The following is a 21715-nucleotide window of genomic DNA, read 5'->3' as shown; positions in this document are numbered from 1 at the left end:
CCATCCGGAGCACCCGGTGATCTCCAACACCCGCCCCCACCTGCGGCCATGAGGTGTAAACACGTCATGGCCGCAGGTGGGGGCGGGTGTTGGAGATCACCGGGTGCTCCGGATGGGTTTCGCGGCGCTCTACCCCTCGTAGGGGCGATGCTCGATGATGAGGTTTGCGAAGTGGTCGCCAATGCCGGGGATGCGCATCAGCTCGTCCCGGGCAACGGTGTTGATGTCGAGCATCTCGGTGGGCGGCGCCCTGCCCGCGGCGAGGTCGAGCTCGGCCTGTTCCTGCCGCCCTTCGGCGCGCTGGCTGCGGATGGCTGACCGGTCGGTGTAGGCCCGGGCGCCGACGCGCTCGGCCGCGGCGCAGAGCTCGGCGTCTTTCAGGTGGTCGCGGTAGTCGTCGCGACTAAGGCCGTCCGGGGAGGTCCGGTAGACGCCGAAGACGCGGGCGAGGCCGCGCTCCACCAACACCGTCGCGAGGTCCCGACGGTCGGCGAGGGTGATAAGTAGATGCGCAGATACCCTTTGAGCAGCGCGTCCAGGGCGCCTTGCAGCGCATCCTGGCCAGCCGCGAGTGGACCGAACCGCAACGCCGCTGGCTCACGCGCATCGCCAAGCAGCTCCGGCAAAAGCTTGTCGTGGACCGCCCGGCGCTGGACCAGCGCCTATTCGGCGACTGGGGCGGCTTCGATGTCCAGATCACCGATTACCACTGAGCCCAGGGCGGAGACGCAGCCCACGCTGGCGCTGCCCCCGATCCACCCCGGCGAGGTCCTGCGCGACGCAGCTGGACGCCCTCCACCTCTCTGCCAACGTGCTCGCTCGGGCACTCGACGTGCCCACCAACCGCGTCACCGAGATACTCAACGGCAGCCGCGGCATCAGTGCCGACAGCGCGCTGCGCCTGGCGCGCTACTTCGGCATCTCGGCCCGTTTCTGGATGAAAGTGCATCCTTCCGACCTGAAAGCGGGACCGGAATCCCTGCCGTCTCGCCGGCGCGCGGCCGACTGGAAGTCGGCGCTCCGGGGCGGCACGGGGTTGATGCGGCCGGTCTACGCCGATTGGCTCAGCGCATCAGGTAGGGCTTGGCCTTGACGGCCCCGAAGGCCTCCTCGCGGTTCACCAGCACCGGCCTGATCCAGCCGAGGCGGCTTTCGCTCAGCTGCTCGCCGTAGCGGATGCGGCGGAAGTGGCCGCGGCGCCAGTGGGGGCGCACGCTGCGCGCGGTGCCGGCGCCGTTCTGGGTCGGGTCTTGGGGCGGGTCCTGCGCCGCGCCGGCGTCGAGGTTGGGGCCGATGACGATGCGGTCGTAGGCGGTGGCCATGCGGCGCTTGATGCGGGCGGCTTTCTTGGGGCCGAGGCCGCGCAGGCGCTGCTCAAGCTGGCTGCGCTCGGGCAGCGGGGCCTGCTCGGCGTCCGGCAGGTTCAGGTACAGCAGCACCTTGGCCAGCTGGCGGATGACGGCCGCGGCCAGGTCCGTCTCTGACTGCTCGGGGATCTCGAAGCCGGGCTGGGCGTTGACGGCGCCGGAGCGGTAGTAGGCGATGTGGCGCTCCAGCAGGGTCTCCAGGCAGGCGTCGTCATCCTGGATGAACAGGGAGATGTCCACGGAGGCGTCATCCAGCGCGTTGTCCTTGCCCACCGGGGAGCCGGTGATGGTGAGCTCCATGACGCGGGTCTCGCGGGCGGGGTCCAGCCCCAGGTGCTCCACCCGCCCGATGCCCTCGAGCTGCCTGCTGTATGGGGCGATGCAGTAGCTGCCGATGTAGGCGCCCTCCACCTCGTGCAGGCCGGAAGCGCGGTTGTGGATCTCAAGGCCCGACGGGCGTGCGAGCTCGACGTAGACCACAGGGTAGGGGGAGCGGAAGAAGCCCGCCGGCAGGCCGCTGCCGAGATCCGTCTCCGCGAGCTGGGCGTGCAGCGGCTCGGCCACCTGCAGGATGGGATCGCCCTGAGCGCGCAGCCGGGCGCGGGCGAGCATCAGCATCGCCAGGCCCGCGTTCAGCCCGGCCGGGGCGCCGACGCTGGCCATGGTCAGCTCCAGCATGCCGGGCACCTCGTTGATGATCCATTCGGTGGAGACCGCAGCCGAGGCCAGATGCGGGCGCACCCGCTCCAGCACGCCGGCCCTGTCGAGGACGATCTCCTCGATGGAGCTGCCGACGGCGGCGTCCACCCGCACCGGGTGCGGCAGGGGCATGAGATCGGCATCGGCGATGCGTGACATGCTGGGCGTTTGGCTGACAGTGGTCGGGACGCGCAGAGTATGGAACAGCGCTGCGGGATCAGGGTAGGGTGTGCGTTTGCCGGCGGCCAGTCCGGCGTGTCTTTCACACTGGATGCGGCTCGGATGCGTCGTATCGTCCAACGTCATTCCGCAGCAGGCCGCGGAGAGCGACCAGGATGAGCGCCAAGTCTTTTTATTATTTCGCCTACGGGTCCAACCTGCTCACCTCGCGCTTGCAGGCGCGCACGCCGTCGGCGCGGCCGGTGGGCACCGCGACCCTGCCAGGCTGGCAGCTGCGCTTCCACAAAGTGGGCAGCGACGGCTCCGGCAAGGGAGACATCGTACCGGCGGCGGATGATGATGCCGTGACCGGTGTGCTGTATCGGCTGCGGGCGCGGGAGCTGTGGCGCCTGGACCTGGCCGAGGGCGCGGGCTACCGCCGCCGGCGCGTCGCCGTGTGCAGCGGCGAGCGCTGGCAGCGCTGCGAGACCTATGTGGCGACGCACACCGACCCCGAGCTGCTGCCCTATGACTGGTATCGCTCGCTGATCCTCGCGGGGCTGCTGGAGCACGACATTCGCGGGCCCATGCTGGAGCGGGTGCTGGCAACGCCGGTGCTGGCGGACCCGCGGCGCTTTCGCGCGGCGCGGCTGCGGGCCTTGCGCGCCCTGCACCGCTTCAGCGCCCGGCGGCCGGACCTGGCCAAAGCGCTCGGGCCCTGAAGCCTTCGCCCGGAGCCTTCGCCCGGCGCCGGCGCCCGGCCCCGGCGCCCGGAGCCGGCGCGCGCTCGCGCCCCCGGGCTAGCTTGCCTGGGCAGTGCCTGCGGGCACCGCCCGCAGCGCGCCCACGCCCACACAGGCGCGGGCGCCATAGCCGGCGCTGGCCCCGGCCATGGCGACTCGGTTGCGGCCGGCGGCCTTAGCCGCGTAGGTCGCGTCGTCGGCTTCTTTCAGGAGCGCTTCCAGCTGCGCCTCGGCGCCGAGCGCCGGCGCAAGCTGCGCCGTGGTGCAGAGTCCGAGACTGACGGTGAGCGGCACCGGCGTGCCTGCCGGTGCGCTCAGCACCAGTGCTGCGGTGGCGCGGCGGATGCGCTCGGCCACCGCTGCCGCGCCCGCCGCATCGACGCCGGGCAGCAGCAGCACGAATTCCTCGCCGCCGTAGCGCCCGAACAAGTCTTGCTCGCGCAGCAGCGCACGGGTCTGATCGACGAAGGCCCGCAGCGCGGCATCGCCAATGGCATGGCCGTGGTCGTCGTTGATGCGCTTGAAGTGGTCGAGATCCGCCAGCAACAGTGCGTGCACGCGGTTGTCGTCGCCGCTCTCCCGCAGGGCATCCTCGGCCGCCCGCTCGAAGGCCTGGCGGGTGCTGACGCCGGTGAGATGATCATGCTCCAGGCGGTATTGAAGGTCCCGGCGATGGTGCTCCGCCGCCATCAGCAAGACGCCGATGCTGGCGATGGGCGTCATCGCGACCAGCAGGAACGCCAGCACGGACGGCAGCACTTGTAGGTCGACGGTGAGCGGACCAGCCGGGGGCAGCTGCGCCAGCAGCACGGCATGGGCGGCACTGGCCGCACGCACCAGAGCAATCAGGGCCCCGCTCCAGTACAGTCCGGCCGTGAGCTGACAGGCCATGCCGACGTTGGGCCGGGTGGCTGCGATTCTGGCACTGGCGACGGCGAGCACCGCCATTGCCAGGGAGATGAGCAGGACGCGGGCGTAATAGGCCTCCACCAGCGCCGGGCCGCGGTACATGAAGGAGAAGATCGAGAAGATCGCCAGTGCCGGCAGCAACGCGAGCGCCAGGCGCCCGGGCCGCCCGCGCAACAGGCGCAGGCCGTGATAGCAAAGCCCCAAAGCCGCCGCGAGCAGCGTATTGCCGGCAACGACAGAGGCCCAATCCGGAATCAGGTCGCGCAGCCCGAGCAGTGCATAGGCTGCGCTCAACAGCGCCGAGCCGGCGGCCCACCAGCCTAGACCGCTCACCGGCTCCGCAAAGCCGTGGCGCAGCATCAGTGTGGCGCCGGCCAGCAGCAGGCAGATCAACGCGGCGGTCAGGAGGATGGTTGGGCCATCCAGGGTCATAGGAGCCCTCATGCGCGCAGCCCAGGCTTGCGCGATGGCGGTCAGTGGATGCTTCCGCGACGGCGCGTGCACGGACGCTGTCGGCAGCGAGAGCATAGCGCAAGCTCCGCGCTGGGATCGGCACCAGCGCACAGTCGCGAGCACGGGCTGCCGAGCCGGATGGGCAACGACGGCAGCATCCGCGGCGCGCCGACGCCAGCAGCCGGTGCGACATGGGCGACAATACGCGCCCCGGCCTGGTCGAGTGCAGGCTGCCGACGAGAGGAAAGGCCGTGGCGGATCACTCCGGACTCATCGCAACACTCCTGTTGCTGCTGCACTTCACGCTGCAGCTCTCGGTGCTGGCGCGGGTGCTGCTGCGCCCGCACCGCGAGCCCGCCTCGCGCATGGCCTGGGTGGTGGTGGTCATCGCCGTGCCGCTGGTGGGCATCATCGCCTACCTGCTGTTCGGCGAGGTCAACATCGGCCAGCGCCGGGCGGATCGCCTGCGCCACGCGCAGGCCCAGCTGCCGACGCTGCGCCTGGACCCCGAGCGCGCGCCGGCGGGCATCCGGCCGGTGATCCCCGAGCGGCACCGACACCTGTTCCGCGTCGGCGAGTCCATCAGCGGCTTCGCGCCCATTGGCGGCAATCGCGCCGAGCTCATGGCGGATTCCAACGCCGCCATCGATGCCATGGTGGCGGACATCGACCGGGCGCAGGACCACGTCCATGTCCTGTTCTACATCTGGCTGCCGGACAACAACGGGCGCCGGGTGGCGGATGCGCTGATCCGCGCCGCCGGCCGCGGCATCACCTGCCGGGCGATGGCGGACGACCTGGGCTCGCGCGCCATGATCCGCTCCGAGCACTGGCGGCGCATGGCCGCCGGCGGCGTGCACCTGGCGCGCGCTCTGCCCATCGGCAACCCGCTGGTGCGCGTCCTCACCGGCCGCATCGACCTGCGCAATCACCGCAAGATCGTCGTCATCGACGACTGGATCACCTACTGCGGCAGCCAGAACTGCGCGGACCCGGAGTTCCGCGTCAAGGCCAAGTACGCGCCCTGGGTGGATGCCATGATGCGCTTCGAGGGGCCCATCGCGCGGCAAAACCAGCACCTGTTCGCGGGCGACTGGCTGCCGCACGTCGACGACAGTATCGACGCCCTCCTGCGCCGGCCGCTGCCGCAGCCGGACCCGGCAGCGATTCCCGGCCTGCCGGCGCAGGTGGTGGGCACCGGGCCCACGGTGCGCTGGTCCGCGATGCCGCAGATGTTCGAGGAGCTCATCTACAGCGCCCGCCGGGAGCTGGTCGTCACTACGCCCTACTATGTACCGGACGAGTCCATGCAGGCCGCGCTCTGCGCCAGCGCCCACCGCGGCGTGAATACCCGGGTCGTCTTCCCTGCGCGCAACGACAGCTGGGTGGTGGCCGCCGCCAGCCGCAGCTACTACGCCGAGCTGCTGGAGGCCGGTGTCCAGATTCTCGAGTATCCGGACGGCCTGCTGCACACCAAATCCCTGACCGTGGACGGTGCCGTGACACTCATCGGCTCCGCCAACATGGACCGCCGCAGCTTCGAGCTGAACTACGAGAACAATATCCTCTTCCACGACCCCGGGCTCACGGCGGACGTGCGCCGGCGCCAGGACAGCTACATCGCCGCCTCCCGCATCGTCACCGCCGCCGAGGTGGCGTCCTGGAGTCGACGCCGGCGGCTCTGGAACAACATCATTGCCATGCTGGGGCCAGTGCTCTGAGAGGGCGTTGAGCAGTGCGACGCTTGGGCGCCGGCAAGCCGTTGGGCTCCGGCGAAAAGTCAGAAGCCTCGCGCGCTCGCGCAGACTGCCGAGACACCTTAGACCCTGGATTCGGTATTTGAGCCACGAAGAGCGCGAAGAGCACGAAGGGGCTCAGCAGGATACGCACGCTCGCGCGGTCACCTGCGGGGTGAGCGAGATCGCGGCGATCCTTAGGTTCAAGCGCCTGTCTTGCTTCGTGCTCTTGGTGTGCTTCGTGGTTAGCTGCTCTTCTTAGGTTCAGCGGCTTGAGACCCGCTGAGAATGGGGGGCCGCCCTGCTCCGCACGCGAATCGTCAACGAATCGGCGTCTCCCTCAGGGACTTGTCGCACGCGCAGCGCGAAGGCGCGGCCCTGGCGGCGGCCTGGCCTGGCTCGGACGCAGCCGCGCAGGCGCCTTGGCCAGCCCCGCGGCTGAGCTGTGACAAGTGCACGCGAATTAGTCACATTACAAACATGTTACAAGCCGCTTCGGCCGCTAGGCTTGCCGGCATGGCCCACCACGTTGGAGGCCAACCCAAGCAAGAGCCCCCTCGGAGGCGGCAACATGCACCCGTATATCGCTTATCTGGTCCTGACGAACCCGGCCAACCACCACCCACGGCCCGACGAAAGCTGTCCGAACCTGCGCCAGGCCCTGGCAGAGCTTTGGCAGCGCTGGCTGCCCGGCGGCCGCGGGCGGCGCTGATGCCGGAGCCCGCGGTCGCCTACGCGAGCTTTCCTTCGCGCGCGCTCGTGGGAGCGGCATCCTTGCCGCGATGAGCGCTTGCGGCGCTCTGGAAGTCGTCGCGGCAGGGATGCCGCTCCCACAGTGCCTTGTCCTGCGTGGGAGCGGCATCCTTGCCGCGATGAGCGCTTGCGGCGCTCTGGAAGTCGTCGCGGCAGGGATGCCGCTCCCACAGTGCCGTGTCCTGCGTGGGAGCGGCATCCTTGCCGCGATCGGCGCTTGCCGGGGCTCTGGAAGTCGTCGCGGCAGGGATGCCGCTCCCACAGTGCCTTGCCCTGCGTGGGAGCGGCATCCTTGCCGCGATGAGCGCCTGTCGGGGCTCTGGAAGTCGTCGCGGCAGGGATGCCGCTCCCACAGTGCCTTGCCCTCCGTGGGAGCGGCATCCTTGCCGCGATGAGTGCCTGTCGGGGCTCTGGAAGTCGTCGCGGCAGGGATGCCGCTCCCACAGTGCCGTGTCCTGCGTGGGAGCGGCATCCTTGCCGCGATGAGTGCTTGTCGGGGCTCTGGAAGTCGTCGCGGCAGGGATGCCGCTCCCACAGGCGCGCCTACGCATGCATACTGGTTGCCCTGATGAGGGAAGCGCGTTGGCGCGGTAGCCGCCGCGCTCAATGCTTGCAGGCAGCATGAGTCACCGGGAGCGCTTAGCCTTGCCAGAGACACACGACAAGCGCAGCGCCAAGCCGGCCCCCGGGCGCCTCGGGCCGGCGGTGCTGCTGGACCGCGGCAGCCTGGACACCGGCGATTTGGACGACTCGGCGCTCGCCGCCGCCTGCGGGCCCTGGCGCTTCCACGCCGCGACGGCAGCCGCCGATACCGCCGGGCGCATCGCCGAGGCGTCGGTGGTGGTCAGCAACAAGGTGGTCATTGAGGCCGCCCAGATGGACGCCGCACCGGCGCTGCGGCTCGTCTGCATCGCGGCCACCGGCACCAACAATGTGGATCTCGACGCGGCCCGCGCCCGAGGCATCGCCGTCACCAATGTCACCGGCTATGCGACGCCGGCGGTGGTGCAGCACGTCTTCGCGCTGCTGCTGGACTGGGCCGTGGGGCTGCGGGCGCGCTTGGCGGCGGTGCGCGCCGGCGCCTGGTCGGCGAGCCCGCACTTCTGCCTGCTGCCGGACACCGCCGCCGGCGAGACGCCCATCCGCGAGCTGGCGGGCCTGCGGCTCGGCATCGTCGGGCACGGCGAGCTGGGCCGGGCGGTAGCGCAGACCGCGGCGGCCTTCGGCATGCGGGTGCTCGTTGCTCAGCGCCCGGGCACCGAGCAGGACCCGCCGCCGCGCGGGCGGCTGCCGCTGCCGCGGCTGCTGCCGCAGGTGGACGTGCTGAGCCTGCACTGCCCGCTGGCCGAGAACACCCGCAACCTCATCGGCACCCCTGAGCTGGCGGCGATGCGGCCGGGCGCGCTGCTCATCAACACCGCCCGCGGCGGGCTCGTGGACGAGGCTGCACTGGCGGCGGCCCTGCGCAGCGGACGCCTCGGCGCCGCCGCGCTGGACACCCTGAGCCGTGAGCCGCCGCCGCCGGACCACCCGCTGCTGGCACCGGACATCCCGAACCTGGCCATCACGCCGCATGTGGCCTGGGCGAGCGCGGCGGCCCGCCAGCGCCTCATCGACGAGGTGGCCGCGAACATCCGCGCCTTTGCCGCCGGCGAGCACCGCAACCGCGTGGACTGACGCGGCGGGTCAGTGCGCCCGCCCCGGGGCACCGCGCGCAGCGGCGGCGTGCCGCAGCAGGCGCTCCAGCAGCAGCGCCCAGAGCCCCAGCACGGCGAAGGTCATCAGCGCCATGATGGCGTGGGAGCCGGTGCGCACCTCCCGCGGGATCAGGTCGTCCAGCGTCAGCGCCAGCACCGCCAGCACCAGCCCCGCGGCGAGCCGACCCAAGCGGCCGGCACGCGGGTCCAGCACCGCGTCGCGCAGCAGCACCAGGGCCGCCGGCAACAGCATCACCAAATGATGGGTCCAGCTCGCCGGCGCCGCCAGAAACACCCACACGGCAATGAGCGAGAGCTCCAGGTCCACCGCCGTCGCATCGGCGCCGCCGGCGCCCAAAGCACAGCAGCGCGCGCGCCGGCGCACCGAGCCCAGCACCGCCCAGGCCGTGGCCAGCCCCAGGGCCAGCACCAGCGCGCTGGTGATCAGGCCGGCCAGGGCCGGGCTCGCCAGCACCGGCGTCGTGAACTTGTTGGGCACCAGCCAGCGCGCCGCCTCACCGGCGATGCTGCGGTTCCAGGGCGCGGCGATGCTGCTGTGCCCCGGCGGCAGGGCCGTGAGGCTGGTGGTGCCCGGCACCTGCGCCCACCAGGTGGACCAGCTGCCGGCGGGCGCCAGGACCAGGCTCAGCCACAGCAGCAAGCCGCCGGCGATTGCGGCCCCCAGCAGTAGCCAGAGCCCCGGCCCCGGTCGGCGCCCGACGCGCGGGCAGCCGAACGCCCCCAGCAGCAGCAGCCCGTAGTGGGGCTTGGCGACGCTGCCGAGCGCCAGGGCCGCCCCGGCGCCCAGCCCGCGCAACCCGGGCAGGAACGCCCTTAGGGTGGATGAGCGCAGCGAAATCCACCCGCCACCGGGCCACGGCCGCCGCAAGACGCGCCAAAAGCCCCACAGGCACAGCAGCAGCAACAGGTTCACCTGCTGGAAGTGCAGCGTCAGATAGAGCCCGCCGAAGCAGGCGATGTAGAGGGGGCCCCAGGTGCGCAGGCGTTGGGCGGCGACGGCGCGGGCGGCGTCCGGCGGGGCCTGTCGCGGCAGGGATGCCGCTCCCACGGGGGCGCTTGCGAGGTCGCGCGGCAGGAGCACAATGACGACCACCGCCAGGGCCAGATTCATGGCCCAGACCAGGTCCGCGGCCTCTGCCAACGTCAGGCCGGCCAGGGGCCGCAGCAGAAACAGCGCCGTGGGCGGATAGGTGAAGGGCAGACCGGCATCGTCGGGGCGGGTGTAGGGCTCGACCCCGGCGACGAAGGCCTGCTGCGCCGCCCGCCAGTAGACGGCCAGATCCAGCTCCCGTACCGGCAGCAGCCAGGCCACGGCCGCGAAGACACCGAGCGCGGCGAGCACGGCCAGGCGTCGGCCCAGCCGACCGGGCCTGCGCGCTGCCGGCGGGCGGCTAATCCTCGGCGTCCTCACGCGCCCCGGAGGCCGCCTCGACGATGGCGGTATCGTCGCGGAAGCGGTAGGCCTCGCGAATCAGCGCGAGCCGCGCCCGGTCCTCCCCCCAGCGCCGGCGCTTGGCTGCCGACACCTCGCTGCCGTCGCGCCAGATGCGCCAGAGCATGGCCGCGTTCTCCCAGTAGGCACCGGCGATGTAGCGCCCGTCCGGGCTGAACACCGCCGCCGCCACGCCGCCGAGGCTGGCGCGCAGGGGCAGAAAGTCCTGCTCCACCGGCGGCTCGGCGCCCTCCCTGAGCCCGCCCCGCGGTGCGCGCCAGAGGCGGATGCTGCCATCGCGGGAGGCCGTGAGCAGCCAACGCCCGTCCGGGCTGAATTGGGTGCGGTAGATGCGGTCCTGGTGGCCGTCGAGCACCGCCAGCGCACGGCCGTCCGGGCTCCAGACCCGCGCCGTCTTGTCCAGGGATGCCGTCACCAGCTGGGCGCCGTCGGGAGCGATGTCGACACTGTAGACGCGCCCGGTGTGCCCCACCAGGTAGCCGCGCAGGCCGCAGGTGCCGCGCTCGGGGTCCAGGTCCAGCAGCGCCACCCGGGCATCGGCCCCGGCGACGGCCGCGAGCCGCCCGCCGGCGCCGACGGCGATGTCGCCGATGCTGCCGACGTCCGCGGCCAGCTCGCAGCCCGTGTGCCAGGCACCGTCGGCGTCGCGCCGAAACAGCCGGAAGGCGCCCGCGTCGTCGCCGGTGGCCACCAGCGTGCCGGCATCGAGCCCGCGCACCGCCGCCGCCTCCACCGCCGCCTTGCCGTGGGGCAGGATCGGCATCGCCGCCAACGGCTTGCAGGCGGGCAGCGCGAACAGCCGCACCGGCGCCGCCGGGTCGTTGGAGGTGGTGAGCAGCCAGCGCCCCTCGGGCCCGAACAGGGCGTTGTAGACGGCGCCATCGGCGGCCTCGGCAGCGGCGAGGCGGCAGGACTGCTCGGTCACCAGGTCCTCCACCCGGGCGGTGCCGTCATAGGCGGCGGAGGCCAGCAGCCGGCCCGAGGCGTCGAAGCGCACCTGGCGCACCCGTGCGCTGTGGCCGGTGAGCGTCCGCAGCTCCACGGGCGCCGGGCGCTCGGCGCTGCGCTCGTAGCGCCACACCCGCACGCCGCCGTCGAAGCCCGCGGTGGCCAGCAGCAGCGCCTTGCCGTTCGGCGCCAGGGTCTCGGGGGCGTCCGCCATGTCCAGATCCCAAACGTGGTCCGGGTGGCGGAGCTCGAACCCCAGGCGGGTCACCGGATCCACGCTCCACAGCCGCACCGTGCCGTCGCGGATGGAGAAGGTCGCGAGCCGGCTGCCGTCGGCCAGGAAGCGCCCGGCGGTGACCGCGCCGTCGTGACCCAGCACCGCCAAGGGCTTGCCCGTCTCCAGGCTCCACAGCCGCGCGGTGTGGTCCAGGGAGGCCGTCAGCACCAGGTGCTGGCCGGCGAGATGTGCCGCCGGCGCCGCCGCGATGGCCACATCACCGACGCTCAGCTCGTGGCTGCCGAGCACCACCGCCCGGGCCTGCCCGCCGCCTTCGCCGTCGCCGCCGCCGGGCTCGGTCGTGGACCAGCGCACCACCTGCCCCTCGTCGTCCACCGCCACCAGGAAGTCGCCGTCCGGCGCGAAGGCTACGTCCCGCACCGCGGTACGGTGGATCTTCACCCGGGTGCCGCCGATGACACTGGTCGCCAGCTCCTGGACGGGCGTGCCGTCGGCCAGGTACAGCCGCACGCGCTCGTCGGCGGCGGCAATGGCGATGCGCTCGCCGCCGGCATCGAAGACTGCCGCGTTGAAGGGTCGCCCCCGGGGCCCGTCCGCCGGCAAGGACAGGACCCGGCGTCCGGCCGCGACGTCGAAGACATGGGTGCGCCCGGCGGCCGAGGCCGTGAGCAGGCGCTCGCCCGCGGGACCGAAGGCGAGGCCGCGCAGCTCGCCTTCGGCCAGATTGCGATTGAGCAGCACCTGCCCGGGCAGGTCCAGATCCAGCACGCAGACGCCGTCGTGGCCGCGATTGTCGGTCACGGCAACGGCCAGCAGGCGGCGGTCCGGGCTCTGCGCAAAGGTGCTGCCGGGCGCAGTGCCGCAGGGATAGAGCGGCTCGGCGTCCGGCCCCGCCGGCAGCCGCCAGACGCCCTCGGTGCCGACGCCGAGGACTTGCTGGTCGTCGCCGATGATGAGCGTGTGCACCCCCAAAGCGTCGGCGCCCAAGTCGCGGTCGGCGACGAAGTGGCCCTGGCCCAGCTGCCAGAGCACCGGCCCCTGCTCCGACGTCATGCTGGCCAGCCAGGTCCCGTCGGCATTGAAGCCCGGGATGCGCACGCTCTCCGGCGCCGCACCCGCCGACGGCGCCATGGCCAGCAGCCGGTTGGCGTTGAAGGCGAGGCTCAGCTTGCGCACCGACTGCTCCGGCAGGTCCGCGCTGGCGTCGATGGCGTTGATCACCGCCTGTGGCGTATTGCCCCGGGCAATGTGCAGCTCCGCTTCTTTGAGCAGGCTCTTGTGCAGGTTGGTGCGCGCGGTGCGCGAGGCCTGCCAGGCGAGCCCGGCGGCGAGCACGGCGCCGATGAGCAGCGCCACCAGCACCAGGCCGGTGAGGCGCACCAGGCGGTTGCGCCGGCGCATGAACACCAGGTTGGCGGCGGATGCGGCCAGAAACTCCCGCTCCGCCGGCTCCAGCTCGTCGTCGTGGGGCTCGGCGAAGCTCCGCGCCGCGGCATAGCCGCTTTCGCGGTAGAGATACTCGCGGTTGCAGTCGGTGCGCTTGTAGAGCCGCGCCTGGCGGCTCAGCTGGGCGCGCAGCGACAGCGCTTGGCGGTTCTCGGGCTGCGCGAGCCAATGACGCAGCGGCGCCCAATGCGTGAGCAGCGCCGGGTGCGCGAAGCTCGCCACCGCGCGTAGGGCCCGCCACTGCACGCCGGGCGCCGCAGCATCGGCGGCGGCCGCACCGGCATCGTCGGCGGCGGCACCCGCCGGGGCAGTGTCGGCTGCTGCGCCGGCGCCGTCGGCCGGCGCATCGCCTGCCGCCGTCTGCGCTGTCGCGGCCGGCGTCGACTCCCCACCGGCGCGACGGCGCCGGCGGCGCTGGCGCCACTCGGCCCAGCTCTGGCGCCAGGCACCGCGCAGCAGCGACCACAGGTGCAGGTCCGGCGGCGTGCAGCGGGTCAGCAGCACCGGGTCTTCGACACCCTCCGCGGTGACCAGCCGCGCGTCCACCAGGGCGTCCACTAACCGTCGGCAATCCGGGTCGGTACGCAGCAGCTCCAGGTCACCGCGCCGCGGCTCCGGGCGGCTGCCGCCGGCCGTGTCGATGCTGATCAGCGCCCGGCAGAGCCGCGGCAGCGCGGCGCGGGCGCCGGCGTCCAGCTCCGCCCAGAGCGACTCGGCACGGGCGAGCACGGTACCGCGCACGCCGCCCGCTGCCTGCACCTGGGCCGCCGTGAGCGGCAGCTCGCGGCTGCCGGCGGCGTCGGCCTCTGCGCGTTGGTAGGCGCTCGCCATCAGGGCCTGCACCGGCGGCGCCCAGGCCCGCAGTCCGGCGGCCTCTGCTTCCACGTGCTCCACCAGGCCCCGACCCTCGCCGACGGTGCCGCCGTCCAGCTCGATACCGGCCACCCGGGCCGGGATCTCGATCACCTGGCGGATGCGCGCCGCCGGCGGCGGCTCCAAGGCCAGCCACTGCTCAGCCAGGGGCCGCGCGCCGTCGAACAGCTGCTCTGCCGCCGGCGCCAGTCGCGGCAGTGCGTCGCTGCGCAGCGCGACGATGGCCCAGATCGACGGGTGCTCGGTGATGCCGCGCACCGCGGTGAGTAGACTGCTGAGCGCGGGCGCGTCGTCCCGCAGCAGCGGGTCCAGCGGGTCCAGGATCACCGCAAGGCGTGCCTGCGCCTCGGCATCGCCGCCCTTGGCGAGCTGCCCGAGCGCGCTCGCGAGCTGGCGGGCGGCAACCTCGGGCGCGGTGGCCAGCAGGCGCTCCAGGGCATCGGGGCCGAGCCCGAAGCCCGCCAAGGGCGGGCCGAGCACGTCCGCGGCACAGAGCCGGGCCGCCAGGGCCGCGAGCGGGGTCGCGCCGTCGCCGGCCGGGTCAACCAGGGCGCAGCGCACGGTGGCGATGTGCTCGAACAGGAAGGGCCGGGTGAGGCGCGGCACCAGCCCGGCGCGCAGCAGCGAGGTCTTGCCGCTGCCGCTCGGCCCGCTCAGCAGGAGCAGGCCGGGGCCCTCGGCGGGGCGCTGCTCCAGGCGCGTGAGCAGCTCGCGGATCTCCTGCTCGCGGCCGGTGAAGACGCGCTCGTCGCCGATGTCGAAGGGCCGGTCGGCGCGATAGGGGCTGCCCTGCCAGTGGCCGTGGCCGGTGGCGGCGCGGCGCTCGGCGCTGATGCGCCGGTTCAGCAGCTTGCGCAGCTGGGTCTCCACCAGCTCGCGGAAGGCCGCGTCGCTGTCAAAGACCCGGAAGGCGCGCCGAAAGCTTTTGTCTTCGTTGAAGAAATGGGTCTGGAAGAATTCATCGAGCCGGCGCCGGTCCTCCACGGCCTCGCGGGCGGTGGCGGCGTCGGTGATATCCACCAGCCGCGGGGCCGTCTTCTTATAGACCAGGACCTCCGGGGTGCCGGTGCGCGCGGACGCATCCACGGCATTGACGAACTCCCACTCGGTGCCGGTCATGCCGCGATAGGGCTCCTCCGGCAGCGGCGAGCCGAGCCGGGTCCAGAGGATCACCAGCACAATGTCGCAGTCTTCGGGCTGCGTGAGGCCCGCCTGGAAGGTGCGGTCGGCGGTGAGGGCCTCTTCCTCCCACAGGACGGCCTGGAGCTGGAAATAGGGCAGATATTCGCGCCCCAGGCGCTCGACGATGTCCTTCACCGCCGCGCGCTCGTGCTCCACGTCCGCCGGCGAGGAGACGAAGATGCGGATGCGCTCGTCGCGGGCTCGTTGGTTCATGGGTGCGCTTGCCGCGGGCGGAGTTCGGGCATGGAGGCATCATACCGGTGCGCCGACGGCTGCGGCGCGCGCCGCCGGTGCATTCTCGACAGCGCACGCAGCCGTCGCGGTACAATCCAGCCACCGGCCGACCAGGCGGCAAACCAGCCATACGGGGGACGGTATGACACAGCACCCGCAGTGGGAACCTTTGAGCATGGACGAGCTCCTGAGCGAAGCGGTCGACACCATCCTCCGCGACCCCGACCCCGAGCATTTCCTGCGCTGGGGCCGCACCCGTATTCCCGACGCCCTGGCCGGCGTGGAGTCCCTGGACGGCGACGACGCCCGCCGCCTGGCCGCGCTGCTGGCGCAGGCCATCTGGAACGCCATGCCGCGCCCGGACCTCGGCTTCCGCCAGAGCCCCATGGCGGAGCCCGACCCCACCGAGCCCTGCCGCTGCGGCTCCGGCGCCGCCTACGGCGACTGCTGCCAGGCCGCCGGCGAAGTGCCGGACGTGCCGGCCGAGATCCTCTGGGAGCCGCTGCTGGACCAGCTCGGCGAGAGCCGGCTCCAGGCCGCCGTGCAAAGCGGTGCCGTCCCCGAGCCGCTGCTCGCCAAGGTGGCGGACCGCTGGCTGGCCCTGGAGCGTCCGGGCCGGGCCGCGAGCCTGCTGGAGCCGCTGTTCGGCGGCGACCTCGCCGACCTCGACGACGCCTTCGAGCCGGCGCTGGACATCCTCTGCGATGCCTACGACGCCCTGGACCACTGGAAGAAGAAACAGTCCTTCCTGCTGCGGGTCACCGACGAGGCGGCACCGAGCCTGAAGTCCGCCGCCTGGCAGCGCCTGAGCGTCATGTTCATCGACGAAGGCGATTTCGAGTACGCCACCGACGCCTTCGCCCAGGCCCAGCGCCATGGCCCGGACCACCCGGGCACGGCGCTGCTGGAGATCACCCTGCTGGCCGCCCGCCATCAGGACGATCACGCCCGCGCCCGCGCCCAGTTTTGGCAGCACAAGCTGCGGCGCGCCGGCCACGACGGCGCCGGCATCCAGGATTTCCTGGCCCGCGCCCGCGAGGACCCGCAGCAGGCACTGATGATGAGCCAGGCGTCGGCCATGGACCCGGCCCTGCTGCGCCTGCGGGACTGGCTGGCGGGGCTCGCCGAGCGGGCGCTGCCGCGGTTGCGCCAGGAGGCCATCGACGACCCCCTCACCTGCGGCGACTCCCGCCAGCTGCCGCTGTTCGACCCGGAGCTGCTGCCGCTGCCGCCGGCCGCCGCCGGGGGCCAGTGCCGGGCGCTGACCTCGGCGCGCGGCCTCGCCGAGCTGGAGCGGCGCTGGCACCGCGTATTCTCGGCGCCCAAGCCCATGTCGACGATGCTGGCGGGGCAAGAGCACGAGCAGGTCTGGCTGCGCGACGATTGGCTCGACTTCCTGGAGGCCAACCCGGGCGCCGCCGACAGCCTGGACATCCTGGACGACGTGGCGACCGCGCTGTACTGCCATCCCGAAAGCAGCCTGCCCTGGGTGGCGCGGGTCATGCTGGACCCGGTGCTGGAGCGTGCCGAGGCCATACTGCGCCACAACCTCGGCCCGGAGCCGGCAGCGCTGCCCTGGACCGACCCGCGCAACCGCCCGGTGCTGCGGCTGTTGTTCCGGCGCTGGCGCCAGCACGCGGACGCGGCCGCCCACGGCCCGGGGGTGGCGCTGGCGGAGCTGCTGTTGACGCTCAACCCGCGCGACAACCACGGCGTGCGCGCCGAGCTGATGAATCATTATCTGCGCGTCCGCGAAGACGAGAAGGCCCTGGCGCTGGCGCGGCGCTTTCCCACCGATGCGCTGGCCGACATGGCCTATGGCGAGGTGCTGGCCTTGTACCGTTTGGGCCACCAGGAGCGCGCCGCAGTGGTCCTGCATGAGGCCGTGGATCGGCTGCCGCGGGTGCCGCGCTTTCTGCTGCGCAAGCGGGTGCGCCGCCCGAGCCTGCACCAGGGCGGCTTCACCGCCGGCGGCGACGACCAGGCCTGGCTCTACCGCCAGGCCATGCGCGATGTCTGGGCCGCAGAGCCGGGGCTGCTGGCCTGGATGAAAAAGCTCACCGCCTGAGCCCGGCACCCGCGGCGGCCCCTGCACGCAGCCCCCGCCCCAATAGCGATCGGGATCGGGATCGGGATCGCTGTCGACACGGACATGCAAATGATGCATCGCGACCCCGGCCAGCCTGGTCCTCGACACCACCCTCAGAATCCAACCCAGTGCCGAGCGCGGCAGCCTGCGTCAGGCTAGGCTCAATGCCTGCCGGGTGCAGGCCCGACCCCGATTTCGACCGACACGGAGACTCGACATGAGCGCATTCCACCAGGTGGTGTTCACCGGCCGGCTCAAGCCCGGCGTCAATGCCGAGCAGGCGGCGCGGGACTTCGCAGCCGTGTTCAAGCTGCCGGAGGAGAAGGCCTGGCGGTTGATCCTGGACGGCGGCGAGCATGTGCTCAAGCGCGAGGTGGACGACAGCAACGCCGAGCGCTATCGGGAGGTCCTGGAAGAGATCGGCCTGGAGGTGCGCGTCGAGCCCGCCGGCACACCCCTTGGCGGCAGCGAGCCCGCGGCGGAGGCACTCGCGGCCGATGAGACCGGCAGCGGCACGGACACGCCGCCCGATGCCGCCGCCGCGGGCGCTGCCGCGCCGAGGGCGGTGAGCACGAACCCCTACGCGCCGCCACAGGCGGACCTGACGCGGCCCGCCGACGACGACGGCCCCCTGGCCGAGCCGCAATCCCTGCCGGCGGGGCACGGCTGGCTGTGGCTCAAGGACGCCTATGCCCTGTTCCGCAGCCGGCCCGGTACCTGGCTCGGGGCCATAGCGATCATTTATCTCATCAACTTTGCCGTGGGGCTGGTGCCCTTGGTGGGCAGTCTGGTGGGCTTTGTACTGGGGCCCGTCTTCGGCGGCGGCATCATGGCCGGTGCCCGCTCGCTGGATCGCCACGGCAAGGTGCGCGCCGGCATGGTGTTCGACGGCTTCTCCGGACCCGGCATGCAGCTGGCGCTGGTGGGCGTGCTCTACCTGCTGGGCATTGTGCTGGTGATGCTCGCCGCCGGACTCATCGCCGTCGCTGCCGGCGTGGTCACACCGGCCGGACTCCAGTCCCTGTCCGGCGGCGACCCGGAGGCCGCCGCCATGGCCATGGCGCCGACGGCACTGTCCTTGCTCTTTTTGGTGGCGCTGGCGCTGCTGATTCCGCTGCTGATGGCCTACTGGTTCGCGCCGGCACTGGTGATGCTGGAGGATCTGACCGCGCTGGAAGCCATGCAGACCAGCTTCCGCGGCTGCTGGATGAACATCGTCCCCTTCCTGATCTACGGGTTATCGCTGCTCGGCATCGTGATGGTATTTTCCGTCGGCGTCGGGCTGCTGGCCATGCTCGGCGGAACGCTGCTGGGCCCGGCGGCGGGCGTGCTCGGCTTTCTTCTGGTCGTGGTGATGGTGCCCGTGCTGCTTGGCTTTGCGGTGGTAACCATGCTTTCTCAGTACACCGGCTATCGGGACATCTTCCGCCACGCCGGCTGATGGCATGCGTCGCTGGCTGCTCATCGCGCTGATCGTTTTGCTCCTGCTCGCCGTCGCGGCGGCGGGCATCGTCTTCTGGCTCGGCAAGCGCGCCGAGCCCCGCTACGACGGCGAGCTGGCGCTCTCCGGCCTGGATGCGCCCGCGACCCTGACCTTCGGGCCCCATGCCGTGCCCAGCATCGAGGCCGCGTCGGTGGAGGACGCCCTCTTCGCCCAGGGCTACATGGTGGCCGCCGAGCGCATGTGGCAGATGGACATGCTGCGCCGTCTCGCGGGCGGGCGCCTGGCGGAGGTCTTCGGTGCCGACGCCCTGCCGGCGGATCGCTTCTATCGCACCATGGGCCTGCCGCTGGCCGCACGCCAGGCCTATGCGGCGCTGGAGCCCGAGTACCAGCGCCTGCTGCGGCGCTACGCCGCCGGCGTCAACGCCTATATGGCGCAGGCCGCGGGTCGGCTACCGCTGGAGTACCTGGTCGCCGGCTTCGAGCCGGCGCCCTGGCGGCCCGAGGACAGCCTGGTCATCGGCGAGTACATGGCCTGGATCAACAGCGTCAATCTGCGCGAGGAGCTGTCCTTCCTGAAGCTCGCCGTCCGTCTGGGCAACGCCAAGGCGCTTGAGCTCTTTCCGGTGGACGTCGGCGTGGCGGCGCCGGAGACGGCCTACGACCTGCCGAGCTATCGCCCCTTGGCCCGGGCGGTACCGGATACGCCGGCAATCGCACAGGCGCTGCCCGTCGCGCCGATGCTCCAGGGCGGCGCCAGCAACGTTTGGGCCGTCAACGGCGGGCACACCGGCGACGGCACGGCCCTGCTCGCCAATGACCCGCACCTGGAGCCGTCGATGCCGGCGATCTGGTACGAGCTGGAGCTGATCGCCCCCGGGCTGCATGTCGCCGGACTCGCGCTGCCCGGCGTGCCCTTGGTGCTGCTGGGGCACAACGAGCACTTGGCTTGGGGCATGACCACGGTGACGGCGGACACCCAGGACATCTTCGTCGAGGAGTTGGACGCCAGCGGCCAGGCTGTCCAGCGCCCGAACGGGTGGGAGCGGGTGCAGGTTCGCTCCGAGTCCATACCCGTTAAGGACCGCGTCGCGCCCGAGACGCTGCGCATCCGCAGCACCAGCCACGGCGTGCTCATCGACGGCGTTATCGGCCCGAACAACCCCGAGGGGTTGCCGACGGTGCGCGTCGCAGACGCACTGGCCCTGCGGCGCAATCTGGAGGTGCCAGAGCGTGCGCTGGCCGGCCTCTGGCGGATCAACACCGCCACCACGGTCGACGAGGCCCGCGCCGCCGGGGCCGACCTGCGCCACGTTTCGCAGAACCTGGTCATCGCCCACCGCAACGGCGACATCGGCTGGCAGGTGACGGGCACCCTGCCCGAGCGCGGTCGCGGCAGCGGCATGCTGCCCATGCCGGGCTGGGAGGCCGGCTACGGCTGGCAGGGCTGGCAGCCCTTCGCCGCCAACCCCGGCGCCACCAACCCCGGCGACGGCCGCCTGGTGAACGCCAACAACCGCAGCGTGCCCCTGCCCCAGGCGGGCGATGTGGGCCACAGCTGGCTGCCGCCGTATCGGGCCGAGCGCATCCACGAGCTGCTGAATGCGGCCGACTCCCCGGATGCCGCTGAGCTGGCCGACATGCAGGCAGACCGGGAGAGCATCCGCGCCCGGGTGTTCATGGCCTCGCTGCGCCGAGCGCTGCCGGCGCTCAAAGCACTGGACCCCAAGGCGGCCCGTATCGCCGAGAAGGATCTCCTGCACTGGCGGGCCAACTTTCCGCCCGACAGCCATGCAGGCGCCCTGTTCGGGCTGCTGCTGCCGGCGCTTTATCAGACCCTCTACGGCGATGAGCTGGGCGAGGACTTGCGCGTGCTGATGCAGCTCGACACCAACACCTACGGCCCGCTGGACGAAGCCCTGCGCAGCGGCCGCTCGGGGTTTTGGGACGACGTGGAGACACCGCAGGTGCAGGAAAGCCCGGCCGAAGTCTGGCGCGAGGCGGTGCTGTCGGCGCGCGCGCGCCTGGACGAGCTGTTGCCGACAGGGCCCCAGCGGCTGGATCGGCTGCGTGGGGTCACCTTCCGCCATGCCTTCTCCGCCCAGCCCTGGCTCGGGCGCCTGTTCAGCGTCGGCCCGCTCGGCATCGGCGGCGACAACGCCACGGTCAATGTGGCCAACGCCTCGGTGCTCGCACCGCAGCGCATCGGCTACATCCCGTCCATGCGGGTGGTCTACACGCCCGCCGACTGGTCCGGGACCCGCGGCAGCTTGCCGCTCGGGCAGTCCGGGCATCGGTTCTCGCGCTATCGCACCGACCAGCTGGACGACTGGCTGGGCGTGGCGACCCATGCTTGGCCGTGGAATGGCCCGCAACCTGGAACCGAGCTCGGCACCCTGCGGCTACTGCCGAAGCGGCTCGACTGACACCTGCCCGTACGCGCGGCCCCTGGCCGCGACGACCTCCAGAGCGCCGGCAGCAGGCGTTCGTCGCGGCAAGGATGCCGCTCCCACGGCGCCAGTGGCATCTGGGAGCGGCCTCTGGTCGCGACGGCTCCGCTCCGACTAGGTCATCGCGGCAAGGATGCCGCTTCCACGGCGCCGCTGGCGTGTGGGAGCGGCCTCTGGCCGCGACAGCCCCGCTCCGGCTCGGTCATCGCGGCAAGGATGCCGCTTCCACGGCGCCGCTGGCTGTGCGAGCGGCCTCTGGCCGCGACGGCTCCGCTCCGGCTCGGTCGTCGCGGCAAGGATGCCGCTCCCACGGCGCCAGTGGCGTGTGGGAGCGGCCTCTGGCCGCGACACCGCCGCTCCGGCTCGGTCGTCGCGGCAAGGATGCCGCTCCCACGGCGCCAGTCGCGTGTGGGAGCGGCCTCTGGCCGCGACGGCTCCGCTCCGGCTCGGTCATCGCGGCAGGGATGCCGCTCCCACGGCGCCGGTGGCGTGTGGGAGCGGCCTCTGGCCGGGACAGCGCCGCTCCGGCTCGGTCGTCGCGGCAAGGATGCCGCTCCCACGGCGCCAGTGGCGTGATAGGGGTAGGGAAGGCTTGCGCCTCCCCTCCCTCCGAACCGTGCGTGCAGTTCTCCCGCACACGGCTCTCCAGTCGGTTGTTTCCTCATCGGGATTGGCTCGCCGGCAGGAGCAGCATTTCGGGTGATCGACTCCGGGCCAGCGCAGGGGACGCCCGCAGGCGTCGCGTGGACCCCGTTGCCAGGGCCGCCAACATCCGCTCCGTCCACACCGGCGGCTCGACCCGGCGCCACTCGCGTGGCTCGC

14 protein-coding genes are annotated in these 21715 nt (G+C 72.2%); 9 read left to right on the top strand and 5 right to left on the bottom strand.

The window, feature by feature from the left end; translation table 11 throughout:
- Window positions 1–129: 129 nt before the first annotated feature.
- Window positions 130–468, bottom strand: coding sequence for a ComEA family DNA-binding protein (locus tag CKO31_RS22110; RefSeq protein ID WP_200241633.1), 339 nt, complete (start codon window positions 466–468; stop codon window positions 130–132).
- A 47-nt stretch (window positions 469–515) separates the two neighbouring features.
- Between CKO31_RS22110 and CKO31_RS22105 the strand changes: the two genes are divergently transcribed.
- Together CKO31_RS22105 and CKO31_RS27890 are read left to right on the top strand one after the other, a co-directional pair.
- Window positions 516–713, top strand: coding sequence for a type I restriction-modification enzyme R subunit C-terminal domain-containing protein (locus CKO31_RS22105; protein ID WP_322789199.1), 198 nt, complete (start codon window positions 516–518; stop codon window positions 711–713).
- Window positions 665–1093 carry a HigA family addiction module antitoxin gene (locus CKO31_RS27890; protein ID WP_438874032.1) on the top strand — a complete coding sequence of 143 codons (429 nt, stop codon included), beginning with the start codon at window positions 665–667 and terminating at the stop codon, window positions 1091–1093. The genes CKO31_RS22105 and CKO31_RS27890 overlap by 49 nt, the downstream gene beginning before the upstream one ends.
- On the opposite strand, the gene CKO31_RS22095 is transcribed toward CKO31_RS27890, so the two are convergent.
- Window positions 1065–2225: an AcrVA2 family anti-CRISPR protein gene (locus CKO31_RS22095; RefSeq protein ID WP_200241631.1), complete on the bottom strand. Its 1161-nt coding sequence runs from the start codon at window positions 2223–2225 to the stop codon at window positions 1065–1067. The two genes, CKO31_RS27890 and CKO31_RS22095, sit on opposite strands and share 29 nt — an antisense overlap.
- Before the next feature lie 176 nt (window positions 2226–2401).
- On the opposite strand from CKO31_RS22095, the gene CKO31_RS22090 reads away from it, so the two are divergent.
- Entirely contained in the window at window positions 2402–2947 is a 546-nt protein-coding gene (locus CKO31_RS22090) for a gamma-glutamylcyclotransferase family protein (RefSeq protein ID WP_200241629.1), read from the top strand.
- A 78-nt stretch (window positions 2948–3025) separates the two neighbouring features.
- Here the strand turns inward: CKO31_RS22090 and CKO31_RS22085 are convergent, their stop codons facing one another.
- Window positions 3026–4309 carry a GGDEF domain-containing protein gene (locus CKO31_RS22085; protein WP_200241626.1) on the bottom strand — a complete coding sequence of 428 codons (1284 nt, stop codon included), beginning with the start codon at window positions 4307–4309 and terminating at the stop codon, window positions 3026–3028.
- 212 nt (window positions 4310–4521) lie between these two features.
- Here CKO31_RS22085 and cls point away from each other — a divergent pair, with 212 nt between their 5' ends.
- The 3 genes from cls (at window position 4522) to CKO31_RS22070 (ending at window position 8496) form a co-directional block, all read left to right on the top strand.
- Window positions 4522–6051, top strand: coding sequence for a cardiolipin synthase (cls, locus tag CKO31_RS22080; protein ID WP_200241623.1), 1530 nt, complete (start codon window positions 4522–4524; stop codon window positions 6049–6051).
- 586 nt (window positions 6052–6637) lie between these two features.
- Window positions 6638–6778 (top strand): hypothetical protein, encoded by a 141-nt coding sequence (locus tag CKO31_RS22075; protein WP_200241621.1) that lies wholly within the window; start codon window positions 6638–6640, stop codon window positions 6776–6778.
- Between the two features lie 686 nt (window positions 6779–7464).
- Window positions 7465–8496: a D-2-hydroxyacid dehydrogenase gene (locus tag CKO31_RS22070; protein WP_242475579.1), complete on the top strand. Its 1032-nt coding sequence runs from the start codon at window positions 7465–7467 to the stop codon at window positions 8494–8496.
- A gap of 9 nt (window positions 8497–8505) precedes the next feature.
- Here the strand turns inward: CKO31_RS22070 and CKO31_RS22065 are convergent, their stop codons facing one another.
- Both CKO31_RS22065 and CKO31_RS22060 read right to left on the bottom strand, forming a co-directional pair.
- A complete protein-coding gene (locus CKO31_RS22065) occupies window positions 8506–9879 on the bottom strand; it encodes a glycosyltransferase 87 family protein (protein ID WP_200241615.1) in 1374 nt (457 codons plus the stop codon).
- A gap of 49 nt (window positions 9880–9928) precedes the next feature.
- The gene (locus CKO31_RS22060) at window positions 9929–14890 is read right to left on the bottom strand and encodes an nSTAND1 domain-containing NTPase (RefSeq protein WP_200241605.1); all 4962 of its coding nucleotides are present in this window, start codon (window positions 14888–14890) and stop codon (window positions 9929–9931) included.
- Between the two features lie 196 nt (window positions 14891–15086).
- Between CKO31_RS22060 and CKO31_RS22055 the strand changes: the two genes are divergently transcribed.
- From CKO31_RS22055 to CKO31_RS22045, 3 genes are all read left to right on the top strand, one after another.
- Window positions 15087–16979, top strand: a complete 1893-nt coding sequence (locus tag CKO31_RS22055; protein ID WP_242475578.1) for a YecA/YgfB family protein — start codon at window positions 15087–15089, stop codon at window positions 16977–16979.
- Window positions 16980–17217: 238 nt separating this feature from the next.
- The gene (locus CKO31_RS22050; protein WP_200241601.1) at window positions 17218–18441 is read left to right on the top strand and encodes a BPSS1780 family membrane protein; all 1224 of its coding nucleotides are present in this window, start codon (window positions 17218–17220) and stop codon (window positions 18439–18441) included.
- 4 nt (window positions 18442–18445) lie between these two features.
- On the top strand, window positions 18446–20869 hold the full coding sequence (locus tag CKO31_RS22045; RefSeq protein WP_200241599.1) for a penicillin acylase family protein: 2424 nt from the start codon (window positions 18446–18448) through the stop codon (window positions 20867–20869).
- Window positions 20870–21715: the final 846 nt, after the last annotated feature.

Source organism: Thiohalocapsa halophila (genome assembly GCF_016583825.1).
Classification (GTDB): domain Bacteria; phylum Pseudomonadota; class Gammaproteobacteria; order Chromatiales; family Chromatiaceae; genus Thiohalocapsa; species Thiohalocapsa halophila.
This window is presented reverse-complemented; position numbering and strand designations above follow the sequence as displayed.

Bases quoted from the DNA above. Each gene is read 5' to 3' on its own strand.
- CKO31_RS22095 (WP_200241631.1), bottom strand. From the start codon at position 2,225: ATGTCACGCATCGCCGATGCCGATCTCATGCCCCTGCCGCACCCGGTG.
- CKO31_RS22090 (WP_200241629.1), top strand. From the start codon at position 2,402: ATGAGCGCCAAGTCTTTTTATTATTTCGCCTACGGGTCCAACCTGCTC.
- CKO31_RS22085 (WP_200241626.1), bottom strand. From the start codon at position 4,309: ATGACCCTGGATGGCCCAACCATCCTCCTGACCGCCGCGTTGATCTGC.
- cls (WP_200241623.1), top strand. From the start codon at position 4,522: ATGGGCGACAATACGCGCCCCGGCCTGGTCGAGTGCAGGCTGCCGACG.
- CKO31_RS22075 (WP_200241621.1), top strand. From the start codon at position 6,638: ATGCACCCGTATATCGCTTATCTGGTCCTGACGAACCCGGCCAACCAC.
- CKO31_RS22060 (WP_200241605.1), bottom strand. From the start codon at position 14,890: ATGAACCAACGAGCCCGCGACGAGCGCATCCGCATCTTCGTCTCCTCG.
- CKO31_RS22055 (WP_242475578.1), top strand. From the start codon at position 15,087: ATGGACGAGCTCCTGAGCGAAGCGGTCGACACCATCCTCCGCGACCCC.
- CKO31_RS22050 (WP_200241601.1), top strand. From the start codon at position 17,218: ATGAGCGCATTCCACCAGGTGGTGTTCACCGGCCGGCTCAAGCCCGGC.
- CKO31_RS22045 (WP_200241599.1), top strand. From the start codon at position 18,446: ATGCGTCGCTGGCTGCTCATCGCGCTGATCGTTTTGCTCCTGCTCGCC.